The 16,509-nt window shown below is 41.8% G+C and carries 16 protein-coding genes and 1 pseudogene; 10 read left to right on the plus strand and 7 right to left on the minus strand.

What is annotated here, in order from left to right; all coding sequences use genetic code 11:
• The coding region (locus F607_RS0119020; protein WP_027709062.1) for a transposase at positions 1-187 on the minus strand (187 nt) is incomplete at its 3' end.
• 788 nt (positions 188-975) lie between these two features.
• On the opposite strand from F607_RS0119020, the gene F607_RS0119025 reads away from it, so the two are divergent.
• From F607_RS0119025 to F607_RS0119040, 4 genes are all read left to right on the plus strand, one after another.
• On the plus strand, positions 976-1,971 hold the full coding sequence (locus F607_RS0119025) for a penicillin-insensitive murein endopeptidase (protein ID WP_027709359.1): 996 nt from the start codon (positions 976-978) through the stop codon (positions 1,969-1,971).
• Positions 1,972-2,066: 95 nt separating this feature from the next.
• The gene (locus tag F607_RS0119030; protein WP_027709360.1) at positions 2,067-3,155 is read left to right on the plus strand and encodes a HEAT repeat domain-containing protein; all 1,089 of its coding nucleotides are present in this window, start codon (positions 2,067-2,069) and stop codon (positions 3,153-3,155) included.
• Positions 3,156-3,408: 253 nt separating this feature from the next.
• Positions 3,409-4,266, plus strand: a complete 858-nt coding sequence (locus tag F607_RS0119035) for a substrate-binding periplasmic protein (RefSeq protein WP_027709361.1) — start codon at positions 3,409-3,411, stop codon at positions 4,264-4,266.
• A 102-nt stretch (positions 4,267-4,368) separates the two neighbouring features.
• On the plus strand, positions 4,369-5,526 hold the full coding sequence (locus F607_RS0119040) for a tyrosine-type recombinase/integrase (protein WP_027709362.1): 1,158 nt from the start codon (positions 4,369-4,371) through the stop codon (positions 5,524-5,526).
• Positions 5,527-5,671: 145 nt separating this feature from the next.
• Here F607_RS0119040 and F607_RS30560 read toward each other — a convergent pair whose 3' ends face one another.
• The 4 genes from F607_RS30560 to F607_RS0119060 are packed head-to-tail and all read right to left on the minus strand — an operon-like array spanning position 5,672 to position 8,036.
• Entirely contained in the window at positions 5,672-6,118 is a 447-nt protein-coding gene (locus tag F607_RS30560) for a DoxX family protein (RefSeq protein ID WP_157365536.1), read from the minus strand.
• Complete coding sequence (locus tag F607_RS0119050; RefSeq protein ID WP_027709363.1) at positions 6,108-6,917, minus strand: HvfC/BufC N-terminal domain-containing protein; 810 nt, start codon at positions 6,915-6,917, stop codon at positions 6,108-6,110. The genes F607_RS30560 and F607_RS0119050 overlap by 11 nt, the downstream gene beginning before the upstream one ends.
• A complete protein-coding gene (bufB, locus tag F607_RS0119055; RefSeq protein WP_051311638.1) occupies positions 6,901-7,770 on the minus strand; it encodes an MNIO family bufferin maturase in 870 nt (289 codons plus the stop codon). The genes F607_RS0119050 and bufB overlap by 17 nt, the downstream gene beginning before the upstream one ends.
• Positions 7,770-8,036, minus strand: coding sequence for a BufA1 family periplasmic bufferin-type metallophore (locus F607_RS0119060; protein ID WP_230400437.1), 267 nt, complete (start codon positions 8,034-8,036; stop codon positions 7,770-7,772). The genes bufB and F607_RS0119060 overlap by 1 nt, the downstream gene beginning before the upstream one ends.
• 296 nt (positions 8,037-8,332) lie before the next feature.
• Between F607_RS0119060 and F607_RS0119065 the strand changes: the two genes are divergently transcribed.
• The gene (locus F607_RS0119065) at positions 8,333-9,259 is read left to right on the plus strand and encodes a tRNA-dihydrouridine synthase (protein WP_027709366.1); all 927 of its coding nucleotides are present in this window, start codon (positions 8,333-8,335) and stop codon (positions 9,257-9,259) included.
• A gap of 66 nt (positions 9,260-9,325) precedes the next feature.
• Positions 9,326-9,637 (plus strand): DUF2970 domain-containing protein, encoded by a 312-nt coding sequence (locus F607_RS30565; protein WP_230400438.1) that lies wholly within the window; start codon positions 9,326-9,328, stop codon positions 9,635-9,637.
• A gap of 247 nt (positions 9,638-9,884) precedes the next feature.
• On the opposite strand, the gene F607_RS34220 is transcribed toward F607_RS30565, so the two are convergent.
• Positions 9,885-10,025, minus strand: coding sequence for a hypothetical protein (locus F607_RS34220; protein ID WP_157365537.1), 141 nt, complete (start codon positions 10,023-10,025; stop codon positions 9,885-9,887).
• A gap of 318 nt (positions 10,026-10,343) precedes the next feature.
• Here F607_RS34220 and F607_RS0119080 point away from each other — a divergent pair, with 318 nt between their 5' ends.
• The 4 genes from F607_RS0119080 to F607_RS0119095 all read left to right on the plus strand — a co-directional run bounded on the left by F607_RS0119080 (position 10,344) and on the right by F607_RS0119095 (position 15,994).
• The gene (locus tag F607_RS0119080) at positions 10,344-12,002 is read left to right on the plus strand and encodes a nitrite/sulfite reductase (RefSeq protein ID WP_027709367.1); all 1,659 of its coding nucleotides are present in this window, start codon (positions 10,344-10,346) and stop codon (positions 12,000-12,002) included.
• A complete protein-coding gene (locus F607_RS0119085) occupies positions 11,986-12,480 on the plus strand; it encodes a DUF934 domain-containing protein (protein WP_027709368.1) in 495 nt (164 codons plus the stop codon). Before F607_RS0119080 ends, F607_RS0119085 begins: the two co-directional genes overlap by 17 nt.
• 199 nt (positions 12,481-12,679) lie before the next feature.
• Positions 12,680-13,849, plus strand: coding sequence for a cation:proton antiporter (locus tag F607_RS0119090; protein WP_027709369.1), 1,170 nt, complete (start codon positions 12,680-12,682; stop codon positions 13,847-13,849).
• A gap of 162 nt (positions 13,850-14,011) precedes the next feature.
• Positions 14,012-15,994 (plus strand): monovalent cation:proton antiporter family protein, encoded by a 1,983-nt coding sequence (locus tag F607_RS0119095; protein WP_027709370.1) that lies wholly within the window; start codon positions 14,012-14,014, stop codon positions 15,992-15,994.
• A 279-nt stretch (positions 15,995-16,273) separates the two neighbouring features.
• Here F607_RS0119095 and F607_RS0119105 read toward each other — a convergent pair.
• Positions 16,274-16,509: pseudogene (locus F607_RS0119105) on the minus strand (IS3 family transposase); the annotation flags it as partial.

The following is a 16,509-nucleotide window of genomic DNA, read 5'->3' on the forward strand; positions in this document are numbered from 1 at the left end:
GGTCATCAAATCCCCGATGACACGCTAGGCAGCGATAACGTTTTCGGGCAATTTGCTTTTGATGATTACCATTGCCTTCTACTTGTTGAGACTGGCAGTGAGGGCAGCTGACGCCATCAGGCCAACGTCTCTGACGAATAAACTGGTAGCATTGCTCATCATTTACCAGTTGTTTGATATTGATCATTCTTTCCTTATTACTGACTTAATTTACCCAAATAGACGTGCATAATACATCTTTGGTTGTATTATATGCTACCCCCTAGGAATCCATATAGAGCCAAAAACTATATGATGACTTTTTAAGTCAAGTCCACTTTTATCTAAAGACTAACGGTCAATGCTATTTAAGCTTCGCGAGCTTTGGTGACTATCAGACATTAAGTGGATTAGACACATCTCCACTTTATTGGCATTTACACCAAACCTATCGATTTGGTTGCTATTGGCAGGTATTTGAAGCAACGAAAACCTAGTGCCTAACAGTAAAAGCTGAAACTATTCTTATACCTTGCTTTTAACCAATCCATTTTTTCAAAGAGCCATTCCTAAAACAGCTGCATCTAGTTGCCCCGAAACAGTAATTGTCCTGCACATTAGAAATGTGTGGATACATCCAGGCTTATAACCATTCGAGCCTTGCAATATCGCAGATATTACGAGACTTAAGTTGCAAAATTTTAGAGACATCAATAGCAGATTGATTAATAAGTTTTATAAAAAAATAACAATTGAACAGTCTGTTACATACTTCATATACATTCTTTTCTTTTATTTGCACTCTATACACCTACCAACTCAATCAACACTACACGTATCAGTAAAAGCATGCATTTACCCCCATATGGCAAAAACCACAAGCAATACAACACAGTTAAAAAAATACGGGGGATTTGTCGTATCGTTTTTCTGGGGTGTTCGCGATTTCAATTATTTTTCAAACAATGAGTCGCTGTTGGCAATAGGTCTTAATTTATGCAAGTGAAGTTAACTGCTAGCAGAGCATTACTACAAAAATTAACCCTAGTATTGCTGTATTCTTTTAGCTTAATCAGTGTTAGCGCATATGGTGGTCAGAGCATTAAGGTCAACGCGACAGCACTTAATGTGAGAAGCGGGCCTGGTACTCAACATAAGATCATCGGTCGTATCAGTCAAGATCAGGTCTATGTATCCATTGCTAAAAGCAGTGGCTGGCACAAAATCTGGATTAATAATCAGGCTGGCTGGGTTTATGGTCAGTATGTTGTTTCAAGCAGCTTACCAAATGGCGTTGTTACCGCAACACAGTTGAAAGTTCGAAGTGGTCCCGGCACCTCTTATCGTGTTGTAAACTTAACGAGCAAAGGGGCCGAATGGGCTTACTCTATAAAACGCGGGCCTTGGTTTAAGATATTTTTTAATGGCAATGAACGTTGGGTTCATGGCAAATACTTAAACGGTGTTAGCTCCTCCCGCCCTAAATCCAAAACCAGTTTTATCCAAATGCCTGCAGGAGGCCGTGGCTTTTATACTTATACCTCAGCTAAACGTGCTTGGGGAAAGCCTAGATTAGTTTATGGGCTGCAACGTGTTGCCGCCGCGTGGAAAAAAGAAAAGCCAACCTGGGGAGAAATTGGGATTGGTGATATATCCTTTCAAAAAGGTGGTTTTATTCGAGGCCATGCAAGTCACCGTAAAGGTATAGATGTTGATATTCGGCTTATTAGAAAAGACGGGCTTCGCCAAGGCTCAACCATTTATAAAAATAGCTATTCATACAAACGCAGCCGAGAATTTCTTAATAGCTATCTGCAAAAATACTTCAAAGTTAACTTAGTCTTTTTCAATGACAAAAACATGTTCAGCATGCTACCTCGTTATGCAGGTAAGCGAAGAGCTGAATGCCGGCAGAAACCCGGTAAGTCTGGCTTATCATACGTCATGTGTTGGCCAAACCACCATGACCATTTTCATTTAAGAATAAATTAACACGTTATGACAGTTTTCAGGATGAACACTCAACGTATGTTCATCTTAAGCATATATCTTAAAGGAAGAGAGTGTCTCAGTCGTAGGAGATTAAAATGAACCTGAACATGAAGCTTAGCGCAACTGTGTTATGCTCTTCGTTGATCAGTACTGTAGTTGGTTTTTATTTGGGACATTCAAGCACTACCACAACACCAGCAGTCCCTTCCTCTCCTGCTGTAGTTCAATCAGATACCACTATTAATACGTGTTCTGATCCTAACATATCGGCTATTACTCTCGCTGAAAACAAGCCAGATTTAACAACTCCCATCCCCAAGCCTGAAGTTGAAGCACAAACATCAGAAGTGACTGAACCACCCAAGGCTTTAATGGCTAAGGATTTATTTGGTCAATTAGAAGAAGCCCTTAATCAACCATCACCTTATGCAGAAAGCATTCAAAGTGCGCTTCAAGCACAGCTGTTGTATGAAATGAGCCATAACCCAGCCGCACTAAAATGGGCTATTACACAGTTTAAAAATGGGCTAAATACAGAAACAGGTCAGATCTTAGGCGCTTTACTGGGTGTCATTCAAGATCCTGAAGTTGAAGCGGCATCCCTAGAGCTTGTGGAAGGAAGCACATCAGAAGAGAAAATTGCCGGGTTAGAGCTAATGGCAAGGCTGGGTATCTATGGAGAAAAACAGCGAGGCCATGTTATCAAGCTTCTTTCCAGTACAGCCAATAAAAACGTTATGGGGGCAGCCCTTTATGCGTTACCAAAACATCCTGCAAGCCCACAAGAAACAACTCAAATAATTAATACCTTAAAACCATTAACGCAAAATGATGACCCTGAGTTACGTCGACGCGCAATGATCGCTGTTGCTAACTGGGCTAATGATCGGGAAAACCTTGACCCAGTTGTTGACGCATTACAGGACAACTCAGCAGATGTTCGTGCTGGTGCCGCTTTTGCCCTTGCACAATCTCGATACTCAGATCAATCTGTTGCCAGTGCACTTGCAGATCTTGTTAAAAATGATGATGAAGACTGGGTTGTACGAGAAATTGCCTGGCAAGCACTTGCTGACCTTCCCATGTCAGAAACTCACTATAAGGTCTTTGAGAAGTTTCAAGCAGAGTTAGATGCTTCTGCTGAAGTTGAAACTGCATCGACCACAGAACCTGTGGCTCCTTAAACAGGTAAAGCAAGCTACCGCTAGAATTAACTGCTACTCTGATTACTCATGGAGGTGTGGTCATTATTAGTATATATACCCAATACGAATGGTTTTTAGGTGCGGCCATCGAGTGACGAAGCCCCATGAGCCTATATTACCCATGAGCCTATATTAATAGGTGATTGGGGTGAGTAATGAAGATAACAAAACCTAGAAATGATTCGTGAAAGGTATAGTTAATTCATGAAGCCGTTTATTACTGAGCCCCTGAATGAGTACTCATTGGCTTTACATAGCTTTGCTTCTGATCGTTTCATCAATAGGTAGTGCAGCAACAACTGATAAGCCTGCTACGATCAGTTTCTGTTACATACCTAAAGCAAATTTTCCTTTTGTGCTCAATACAAAGGACGAACCTATTGTGAGCTCAAAGCCAGGTATTAGCCTGCAAATCATCCAACATCTGGCCGAGAAGTATCATTTTAATGTGGTCCATGTCCGCTCACCATGGAAACGTTGCCTTATGCAACTTAAACAAAATAGTATTGATGCCACCTTCCACTCAGTCTACCTACAAAAACGTTTAGAATTTGGTGTATACCCTTTCAAAAACGGCCAAATCGATACTACTAGAAAAATGATTAGCAACAGCTTTCATCTATTTAAGCTAAAAGATGCTCCAATTACGTGGGATGGTGTAGCCTTTGAAAATTTAAATGGCCCTTTGGGAGCAACTCTGGGTTATTCTATTGTGGACACACTTAATAATATGGGTATTGATGTTGTCGAAGACTTCAGTCAGGAAAAACTACTATTAAGAGTAAAAAAAGAACACCTAGCGGGCTTTGTTGGCTTCTATACAATTGTAAAACCACTTTTGGAAAATGATGACCGCTTTCAGGATATGGTGATGGAACCCATCCCTGTCGAAACTATTCCATTGTATTTGATGTTTTCCAAAAAGATGCAAACCAAGTACCCTACATTTGTTGAACAAATATGGAATGAATTAGGAGATATTCATTCTAAAGGACTATACCGCCAGTGGATGCAAAGCTACTTTAACTATGATGCATGCAGCGACCCTGACTCCGTCAGCAAATGTGTCAAGCAGCTTGGCGAATATTAAATTAAGGCCTATACAAATTATTTATAGTATTCTTGTGGTTCAGCTGGCATCTCTCTAATATAGAATACTTCGAGAGTCAGTTGATTTATAGCTCAAACCAGAATGAAGCCACTTGAATTAAGCATCACAGCTTTAGCTGAGACATCCACCCTATCACATTTACCCTCACCACCCTCAAATAATGGTATTGGTGCAAATAATGACGTAGAAGCCATCGCTGTTTTTCTTCAAGCACGTGGTGGACGCTCTGAACACACTTTGCGTCGCTACCAAAGAGAATGCCAGCGTTTCCTGGCCTGGCTCAATTGGCAACAGGGTATAACACTCAAGCAACTCACTTTGAAAGATCTCCAGCAATACTATCCCTTTTTGCAAGCGCCGCCCTCATATTGGCGCTGCGCCCCAAACCAAGCCTCATATACCATTGCAGAGTTATTTCCATTTCCTGTAAAAAAAGGCAGTGGTTTTGACAATATTATGCGGGTTATTGCCTCGCTACTGAGCTTTTTACACCAACAGGGTTATTTAGATAGGAATCCTGCTTCCGGGATGCAAAAACTCGGTGAAAAGTATGCTCAAGGCCACGGATCTCAGGGGGCATACAGTTTAGATGAATGGTCTTTTATTTGTCACGCAGTACAACGGCTACCCAAGTCAACTCAACGACAACAGTTGTATTATGAGCGGGCACGCTACTTTATTAGTATTGCTTATGGTACTGCCGCAAGGGAACATGAATTATGCACTCATACCCATGACTCTATTTATAAAACAGACTTTGGTTATACATGGGAAGTGCTGGGTAAAGGCTCAGCAAGAAGGAATATTCCACTGAATGATATGGTGATGGAAAGTATTTATCGATTTCGTCGAATCCATGGAGCACCAGAGCAATTAACTGCATTTGATACATTTCCTTTTGCCCCTTCCGTTAAGCCAATTAAACAACACACACCTCTTCTCTACGGCAATAATATTAGTACACGCCAACTGAGGACCTTTTACAAGTCTTTGATTATCAGCTTAATAGAGCAGCAAGCAGGTATTGACTCGCATATGGCGCAGTCAATTGTTAGTAAGGGGTTTCATGCATTACGTCATACTGCACTGACTCACTTGTTGAATCAACACAAACTAGATCTCGAAAAAGTCAGAGTGTTTGCAGGCCATAGTAATGTAAATACAACGGCAGGGTACATCTTAACAGAGCGAGAGGAATTAGCTAAACAAACTCAATATCATGGTTTAGATTGGATATAACAGGTTTTCCTACTTGTGTTTAGACTTAATGTGTTTAGTGGTATGGATATAGGTAAGCCTTTATGTTTGGATGGTCTAAAGATGTTAAATATTAAAAGACGTAATACATACGCCTTTTTTATAAACAAGATACAGCTAACTACTCTTAATTACTCTGGCTATTAACTAAACGCCGAGAAATCAAATAGTCTAAAGATAATGCCCCCCCACCACGAAACCATAAACTTGCAAGTATCAGCAACCAATAATAATGCTCTGTAGTATTGGGATAGACAAAAATCTCAATAACCAGTGTCATGATAGCTAAGCCAGCAGCCGCAAGACGAGTACCAAGCCCTAGCCAAAGTAATACAGGCAATGCTAACTCAGCAGACATCGCTAAATAAGCGGCAATATCAGGCGACAGTAGTGGTACATTATACTCATATTCGAAAAGGAAAATCGCTTGGTCAATACCATTAAACTTAGTCATACCTGACTTCCAAAAAACCCAGCCGATAAATAAGCGCATCGCCAAGTCCACCATGGGAGCCACATAAATATTACTCTTTTGGCATAACCCGCAATAAACACATAACAATTTATTCGACATTACCCGTACTCCCATTATTATCTGCCACTACCGGCAGTACTTCAGCAATAACACCAGAGCCAACATACTTTTGTAAGCTTGCTGCTAAATCAAAATCAGCACTACTCACAAAAGCATGCTCAGATGCCTGGTTTAGAGAAGCTGTATGATCTATTGCATGTAAAAACAACCACTCACTTGATGGTATTGGCGCAATAACAAAGTGATCACCTTCTCTATAAACAACTAGATATTCGTCCTTTTCTACTAAGTGCACTGTCGGCGGGTTAACAACGGTTGGCTGATTAGCCTGCCAGATTGACAAAATTGGAAACCTAGACTTCACAAGCTGTACGCTACTGGCTAAAAATAAATGAATATCCAGTAAATTATGGTTTACCAAAGACGCTAAAATATTTGAGTCAATGGATTTTAGCTTAGGTTGTAAAAATGCCCTATGTACGGCCCACTCAAGCCTTGCAACATCTGATAAATAAGGATATTGATTAAATGCAGCCTGGCATGAAATAAAATCAGCAAGCTGGCCACCATAGTGATTAAGTGCTGCTTTTTCGGGAGGACTCTGCTGAATAAAGCAGTGGCATAGTGATGAAAAACAGGATGCTCCAATTAGTCGCTCCAGCACAGGAAAAATACTCTGCAACGAATGCGTTATATTAGCGAAGACATTATTGCGATAGAGACCTAATCGCTCTAGATGCCCTATTGTTAACGCTGATTGCTGGATGTTGCCCTGCTGTGTATCGCTTGATAATAACCATTGAGCAAATTGACATTGCCAATCATGAAGCGCAGTCATACGCATTATCCAATATATATTGTGCTTTATTCGCTTCACCGACTAAGCAGTTTAAGGAAGGCAGGTCTGTATCCCATTCAATTAATGTCGGTTTAGGACCATACTTTGCGATAGCATATCGATAAAGCTCCCATACCTCATCACACACTACATCACCATGGGTATCCACTAAAATTGTTTCGGATTCTAAAGTCACAGAGGTATGTCCAGCCAAATGTATTTCTGCTACCCAATCAGCTGGAATTGCATCAATAAAGGTTTTAGCTGAAAAACCATGATTCTGAGCATTTACATAAATATTATTAATATCCAACAGAATTAAACAGCCCGCTTGTTTAGCGGTAGATAGTAAAAATTCCCACTCTGTCATTTCACCACCAGGTACTTGTATGTAACTGGATACATTTTCAATCGCAATTGGCCGCTTAAGATAATCTTGTACCTGCCCTATTCGCTGAACAAGATGTGTAATAACCTCACTGCTTTGAGGCAATGGCAGTAAGTCCTGAAAATAAATGCCCTGCTGGGAGGTCCAACATAAATGTTCAGAAATCAGTGCCGGTTCATAAATAGCGATCAGCTCTGCCAGCTTAGCAAGATGCTCTTCAGATAATGGATCCGTCGAACCTAGTGATAGTCCAACGCCATGCAGGCTTAAGGGATACTGTTGCCGTATTTTTAATAACCACTCAGCAGGCGGGCTATGGATATCAAAATAGTTCTCAGGATGAACCTCAACCCAGCCTACTTTTGGCTGCTGACTAAAAAAATCATCATAATGAGGCTGTCTTAAACCTATACCCGCCATTGCAGGTAGTTTCCTGCAATGGTTTTGATAAGAAAGTACGCTCATCACTTCTTATCTTTAGGCTCAGTACTTGACCCAACAATTTTGTCACATGTTCCTTCAGGCACTAATATCCACTCATTAGCGTCACCATCCTTTGCAGCCTGTCCTGCACAAGAGTGTCCATTAGCACCACAGTCATTTTTACCTGCTTTAACAATACCGTAACACTTTTCCATGCCTGGCTTTCCTGCAACAGCTGTTGAAGAAATGCTTGACATTGCGACAAGTGTACCCACGGCTAAAGATAATGCTGCTGTCTTTTTCATCATAAGGTTCCTATTGAATTAATACTTCACAATGCAGTGTAGACAATCAAATAAACGTTATTGACTGAAATCAATAAAAGTCAGTACTAAGGACCTGCCTTTATCAACAAAGCTTTCACTGCACAAAGATTTTTTTATTGCCTCTGCTGAGTGACATACTCTTCAGGGCGCTCAGTAAAGGTTCAGTTGATATTTAAACAGTCCGTAACACGGCAGCGCCTTCAACACACTGAAACATCAAAACCTACTAAAAAAAACAACACATTTTTGTTAGAATCCGACCTTTTATAGGTTTGTTTATGCGCTTATTCCTTGCGCCAATGGAAGGTGTTGTTGACTATTTAATGCGTGATCTGTTGACATCATTGGGCGGCATCGATTTATGCATCACTGAATTTGTTCGCGTTGTTGACCAGCTTCTCCCTCCCCGTGTCTTCTATCGTTTATGCCCCGAATTACACCAGCAAGGAAAAACCTTGTCCGGCGTTCCTGTTCGAATCCAATTACTCGGGCAACACCCTGAGTGGCTGGCTAACAATGCACTCCGCGCTGTAGAGCTTGGCTCCCCCGGTATTGATCTTAACTTTGGCTGCCCTGCCCGTACGGTTAACAACAGCCGAGGTGGTGCAATTTTATTGACTGACCCTGAGCTGCTCTACCGTATCGTTGCTACAGTGCGCAGTGCTGTACCAGAGGTATTACCAGTAAGTGTAAAAATGAGACTTGGTTATGAAGATAAGACGCTTGCCTTAGAAAATGCCTGTGCTGTTGCCGAGGCGGGAGCAACGGAAATCATCATACACGCTCGCACTAAAACAGAAGGTTATCGCCCTCCTGCCCATTGGCACTGGTTGGCCAAAATCAAGGCCGTCGTTAATATTCCCTTGATTGCCAATGGTGAGATCTGGACTGATCAAGATGCCAAACAATGTCAGACGTTATCCCAGTGTCATGATTTAATGATTGGTCGTGGAGCCTTAGCTTTACCCAATCTACCAGCCGTCATCAAAAAACAACAGTCGCCGATTAACTGGGAACAGATAAAAACCCTTTTATGGCAATATACCACTTACGATCTCCAGCATGACAAATGCCGCTATTACCCGCAGCGCATAAAGCAATGGTTAAGTTACTTACAGCTTCAGCATACAGAAGCACAATGTTTATTTGAGCGCATTAAGCGGCTAAAAACCACCGATGAAATCGTCCAGATAATCAACGCATAAATATTGGTTGACGCCTTACATACTATTTCGATACAAAAGTGGATGATTTATAAACTCAAAGAATCAATGGAAGCAAAACTGATGGACATGGATCGTCAATCGATAACTACGGAGTCTAACACCCAGCTCAAAGACTCTCGCAACAACACTAAAAAGCCACCTAAACTAGATAGTCCAGATCAGCACAAACCTGTCAGTTTTTTTGGCGTACTACAAAGTGTCTTTGCGGCTGCATTTGGTGTACAAAGTCAGAAAAAAAGACTACAAGATTTTAGCCAGGGCAAACCATTTCATTACGTGCTGGTAGGTATTCTATTTACAGCCGTCTTTATTCTAGTCATGGTAGGCTTAGTTCAAGTCGCTCTCAAAGCACTCTAGACTATAAGAAGTTAACAAACCTAGATAGATACAACAGGGAAAGTCCTTAATTAACAAACTATTAACTATGACAAGGCTTTGACAACATTGCAGATATTTTGCAGTGCATCATATCTGTCGTACCTATTGATTAAATAATTATATCTAGCAATATACCCATAGCGAAGAATTTTTAGGGAATAAGAGCAAATACAGCAAACCCTATAATTGATTCGCGAAGGGTACCGTGCTTTAAGGGTAAAGTGTTTTATTGTCCACTCACCCAGTAGACCATAGCGGTAACCGCAATGATGATTAATGCAATAACCGCAATTGCGTCGATACGACCATCCGTGTTTGATGATGTTTCCTCTTTCATCGGCTCTTCTCCTTGACCTGTTTTTTTCATTATTCCTATACCCTTACCCTTGGGTATGCTATGTCCTTAAGCATCCTCGACAGTGTATCTTAGATATACGCCACATGTACACTACCTATCCATAGCTAGATTGATCCATTGCTAGTAGATTGCTATGTGTCATCTATATCAATTAATTCTAGATATATAGAAAAATATTCATTTATCGAATATATAGGTTCTGCTAAGTTACTCATATTAATTTTGACTGCCGCCTTGTAACTCGTTTGGTACTAATAACGCTTTAGGCAAACATGCCTTGACTTATTATACCCATTCACCAGATTGTACAGGCTGAAAGCGAGCATTATGTATAAATACGACGCCTACGATAAAACAATCGTCGCTGAGCGAGTCGCTCAATTCCGTGATCAGACCCAGCGTTATCTTGAGGGAAAACTGACTGATGCTGAGTTTCTACCATTGCGCCTGCAAAATGGCCTGTATGTCCAGCGCTTTGCACCCATGCTGCGTGTCGCCATCCCCTATGGCATGGTTTCAGCTACACAAATACGTAAGTTGGCTGAAATTTCCCGTCGCTACGATAAAGGCTACGTTCACTTCAGTACTCGACAAAACGTGCAATACAACTGGCCTAAGTTAGAGCGAGTCCCTGACATTTTAGCGGAGCTGGCTACTGATGAAATGCACGCCATACAGACCAGTGGTAACTGTATTCGTAATACTACGACTGATCAGTTTGCAGGTGTAGCGGCTGATGAACTGGTAGACCCTCGGCCTTATTGTGAAATTATTCGCCAGTGGTCAACATTTCACCCTGAATTTGCTTACTTACCGCGTAAATTTAAAATTGCAATCAATGGAGCCAAACAGGATCGTGCTGCTGTTCAAGTGCATGATATTGGTTTACATGTCGAGCAAAACAGTCATGGAGAATTGGGTTTTCGTGTACTGGTCGGTGGCGGCTTAGGTCGTACACCAATGATCGGTACAGAAATCTGCAGTTTTCTCCCTGAGCAGCACTTGCTAACTTACTTAGAAGCTATTTTGCGAGTTTACAATCGCTACGGTCGTCGAGATAACAAGTATAAAGCACGTATTAAGATTCTAGTCAAAGCGCTAGGTGCTGAAGCCTTTCGGGCTAAGGTTGATGCTGAATGGCAACATCTCAAAGATGGCCCTCAGACCCTGACTGAAGCAGAAATCAAACGAATCAGTCAGCATTTTAGCAGCCCAGATTATATTGACTTGCCTGCAAAAAGTGCCTTGCTCCAGCAACATCTTCAACAAGACCCAAACTTTCGACACTGGTATCAACGTAATGTAACTGGCCATAAAGTGCCAGGCTATGCCATCGTCACTTTATCACTGAAAGCAACAGCACAAGCACCTGGTGATGCCACAGACAAACAACTTGAGGCTGCTGCAGATCTGGCGGAGCAGTATAGTTTTGGAGAAATCCGTGTCAGCCATCAGCAAAACCTAGTCCTTGCGGATGTTCAGCAGGATCATTTATACACACTGTGGCAAGAGGCCTTAAAGTTTGGCTTTGCCACCCCTAATATCGGCCTACTCACTGATGTTATCTGCTGTCCTGGCGGAGACTTCTGTGCATTAGCCAATGCCAAATCCTTACCCATTGCCGAAGCAATTCAGCGTCGCTTTGATGATTTGGACTATTTACATGACATTGGTAATTTAGACCTCAATATTTCAGGCTGCATGAATGCCTGCGGTCACCACCATGTGGGTCATATTGGTATCTTAGGTGTTGATAAAAAAGGTGAGGAGTTTTATCAAGTCCAGTTAGGTGGCTCAGCTTACAATGATGCCAGTTTAGGCAAAATTTTAGGCCCCTCCTTTGCCCGTGATGTAATGCCAGATGTAATTACATCCATTATTGATGTTTATCTTAAACACCGTACACCAGAAGAACTTTTTATTGACACCTATCGTCGTATTGGCATCCAGCCTTTTAAGGATCGCGTTTATGCCAGTAATAATTAAAAATCAAACAGTTATCAGCGATACTTATACCTTTTACGCAACTTATACGGAAGGTGATGTACTTGCTAAACACAGTATCATTCCTGTTGATGACTTTTTAGCAAACCCTTCACTGCTTGAACAACATCCAGGCACTATTGGTGTCTGGCTTGACAGTCACCATGAACCCGAAGCACTCTCGCCTTACCTTCACCAGCTTGCTGTTATTGCCGTCAACTTCCCATCATTTACTGATGGCCGAGGTTACTCTATTGCACGGATTATACGTGAACGCTTGGGCTATCAGGGAGAGTTAAGAGCTATTGGTGAAGTCCTACATGATCAATTGTTTTATCTAAAACGTTGTGGATTTGATGCTTTTAAACTTCAGGCAGAAAAAGATCCAGAAGAAGCTTTACGAGGGTTTAATGACTTCTCCGTTAGCTATCAAGCGGCCACTGACCACCCCCAGCCATTATTTCGCCACCGTCTACACTAAACGACTCCTGCCTTAGTTATCTGTTTATTATGACAATAATGGTGCCATACCCAGTATGGCACCATTATCTACTACAGTTAAAAATGCCTGCTAGGTAGTAGCAACTTTATGTACATTTTGTTATTAAATAATTTCTGTACACTAGGAATAAACATAAAGACCAAGGGTAACACTCACTATTGCGAGTAACGAGGCAAGTATGGACAACGGGTCGCTAGTATTTTCTTTTTTCCTCATTTTTTCTGGCGCTGCGTTGTTAGCCACCATAGCACTTTATACTCGGCAACCACTACTGGTGGCGTATATTGTCCTGGGCGCTTTACTTGGACCCTATGGTTTGCAGTGGATCGGTGATACCCGACTATTATCAGATATTTCCCATATTGGCATTATCTTTCTGCTCTTTTTATTAGGGCTGGATATGCAACCGAGTCATTTAGTAGGCATGTTAAGTAAAAGCGCGGTTATCGGTATTGCCAGCTCAATTATTTTTGCCGCTATGGGCTACTTTATTGCCATTGCCTTTGACTTCTCCACACTGGAAGCCGTCATTATAGGCTCTGCCATGATGTTCTCCAGTACAATCATTGGCATCAAACTGTTACCTACGACAGTGCTTCATCATCGTCATACCGGTGAACTGGTAGTCAGCATTCTGTTACTGCAGGATGTCATAGCCATTATTGTGCTGCTCTTTTTATATAGCCATCAACAACAAGACAGTAGTGGTGTTCAGCTAGCGATAGCACTGGCAGCACTTCCAATATTAATTCTTGTGGCATGGTTGGCGGTCAAGTTCATTATTTTACCGATAATGCAACAGTTTGACCGTATTCATGAATACTTATTTTTAGTGGCTATTGGTTGGTGTCTCGGACTCGCCGAGCTTTCAAACTATGTTGGCTTATCGGCAGAAATTGGTGCATTTATCGCAGGGATTACCATCGCGACTAGCCCTATCGCACAATACATTGCCATCAGCCTTAAGCCATTACGTGACTTTTTTCTAATTTTGTTTTTCTTTTCTGTCGGCGCCAGTTTTAACTTATCCCTGTTAGATGAAGTAATCATACCGGCATTAATCCTCAGTATTGTGGCCCTCATACTAAAACCTTGGGTATTTCGCTACCTGCTACAATGGCTCAAAGAACCCTTGCATACCTCATGGGAAGTGGGATTTCGTCTGGGGCAAGTCAGTGAGTTTTCCATACTCATCGCTTATATTGCAGCCAGTACACAGCAAATTGGCACCGAAGCGTCCCACGTCATCCAAGCAACGACAATCATTACCTTCTTGGTTTCTTCCTATATAGTTGTCTTCAACTTTAAAAGCCCCATAGCTGTTTCTGACCGCTTACGTCGTGACTAATAAAAAGGAACCATTTTGATCAAGCCATTTAGGAAGTATTTACTGAGCATCTGTAGTCTATACCTTGCATCAAGTGTAAAGGTGTTAATTTGAGTTTTATCTGTTCACTACTTGAGAAAGTTTCCTTAATTCGCCTAGGGTAATTTGGTTAGCGGAAATATTATGGACTTTTCACTTTTAAACCAGCTACTGGTTATCTTTATATGCTCTGTTATCGCTATTGCTGTTTTTCATCGCTTACGTTTACCCGCTACCTTAAGTTATCTTATTGTGGGTGTATTGCTGGGACCTGCGGCTACAGAGACCATCGCTGAGTCAGAAAATATCGCACTATTAGCTGAGATGGGTGTGGTCTTCCTGCTTTTTTCAATTGGTTTAGAGTTTTCATTTGCTCATATGTGGGCATTGCGGCGTATTGTGTTTGGGCTGGGTGGTTATCAAGTCTTACTTTGTGGAATAGGTATTGCCATTGTCGCCTTCTTACTGGGCCTGCCACTTCCTATCGCACTCATTTTGGGAGCAGGTTTAGCGCTGTCTTCCACGGCCATTGTTTCGAAAGAATTAACCAGTCGCAACGAGCTTAAATTACCTGTTGGCCAGCAAACAATGGGTGTCTTAATTTTTCAAGATATTGCTGCCGTTTTTTTCCTGATTCTTGTCCCTGTACTCGCCGGTGATGGTGAACAGAATCTATGGTTGGCACTTGGTTCAGTACTTGTCAAAAGTAGCTTACTCCTGGGTATCATGCTCTTGATCGGACGCTGGATCCTACCTCACCTGTTTCATGAAATAGCCAAGGTTCGTTCTGAAGAATTATTTGTGCTAACCGCACTGGTTATTGCCTTGCTAGCAGCCTGGGTTACCCACTCAATGCATCTTTCTATGGCCTTAGGCGGCTTTCTTGCGGGCATGATGCTGGGTGAAAGTCATTATCGCCACCAGGTTGAACACGATATCCGGCCTTTCCGTGATGTACTCCTGGGCTTGTTTTTTGTGTCTGTAGGCATGATGCTAGACCTTTCGCTATTTCTGCAGCACTGGCTCCTTATTTTAGTACTCACTGTACTGTTATTGGCCTTTAAAGGGATTGTCATTACCTGGCTAGCTCGGAAACACTCTGACACGCCAAGCACTGCATTAAAAACGGGACTATACCTTGCCCAGGGTGGAGAGTTCTGTTTAGCATTGATTGCTCTGGTCAACCAACACACGTTATTAACCAATACCCAAAGCGCTGTGGTGCTATCTGTCACCATTCTCTCTATGTCAGCAACACCCTTCATCATCCGCTATAGCCATTGGTTTATTAACAAACTTACTAGCCAAAAGCTACCCACGCTAAATAATGAGCCCAGTGTTATTGCTGCCGCCATAGAGTCCGTTACCAATCACACGCTAATATGTGGTTATGGTCGGGTAGGTCAATCCATTGGCCGCTTTTTAGATAAGCAAAATTTACCCTATGTCGCCATGGATGATGACCCTGTCCGAGTTAAAGAAGCCTGCCAGGCTGAGCGCAAAGTCTTTTTTGGTGACTGTCGCCGTCCAGATTTATTAGAGGCTGCAGGGCTTGACCGTGCTAATCTGGTTGTGATTTGTGTAGATGTTGATGAAAATGCAGAAAAAATCACCCAAGCGATCCGCTTAAAAAATCAGCAAATTCCAATTATTGTGCGTACCCGAGATGACTCAAGCCTAGAAGCACTTCGTAATACGGGCGCTACAGAAGTTATTCCTGAAATATTTGAGTCCAGCTTAATGATGGTAAAACATGTATTAGTCATGCTGGGTACACCCACTGAACAAATTCGTGAGCAAATAGATACGGTTCGTCAAGAGCGTTATCAGATACTACATGGTTTATATCAAGGGGAGCACACATCTATTACCGATAAAAAAGGGCTTCCCAGAACATTCCTGCATGGTATTCAGCTTGCTGCTGATGCCAGTAGTATTGGAAAAACACTGGAACTCATTGATTTAGAAGCTCGCTTTGGTATCGAAATTCACCACCTGAAACGCCATGATATTGAGTTAGATGACTGGAGAAATCAGCCCTTACTGGCCAATGATATTGTCGTTATCTCTGGAAATCACGAGCAGTTAGAACAGGCAGAAAACTTGCTACTGACAGGCTATAGCTGATCTAGTCAGGAAAAATTCATGCGTGAGGCCATGGATGGCCTTTAGGTGATGAAGAATAAGTTGATTTAGTAATTTAGTACTCAGTACAAAAAAATTATGGCCGATACTTGCCGAGCAAAACATCCTCCATGATTTGATCATGCGTTCCATTAGCAATAATCTTTTTTAAACCTTTATTGAATTTTTCTAACCAATAAGATGCTTTAGGGCTTTTTTTAGAAATAAGCAAATACCAGTTTCGCTGTTTGTCAAGATAGTTGTCGCATCAACTAACCTACACTAATGATTTAGCATTTGATTGTTATCAGGGTTAAGCCAAACCCTTTCAATTCGATTCCAATTACGTGTTTGACCTGTCCAGCGTCTTGGATTGGCCAATTTTGCTTTTTCATATACCACCTTACGGTTTTCCAAAATAGCGTGGTCTTTGCCTTCATGGCGTGCTTGAGGGGTCACAAACTGAATCCCACTATGTCGATGCACTTGATTATACCAAGTCACGAAACTTAACACCC

Origin of the sequence: Zooshikella ganghwensis DSM 15267, assembly GCF_000428585.1 — a bacterium.
Taxonomy (GTDB): domain Bacteria; phylum Pseudomonadota; class Gammaproteobacteria; order Pseudomonadales; family Zooshikellaceae; genus Zooshikella; species Zooshikella ganghwensis.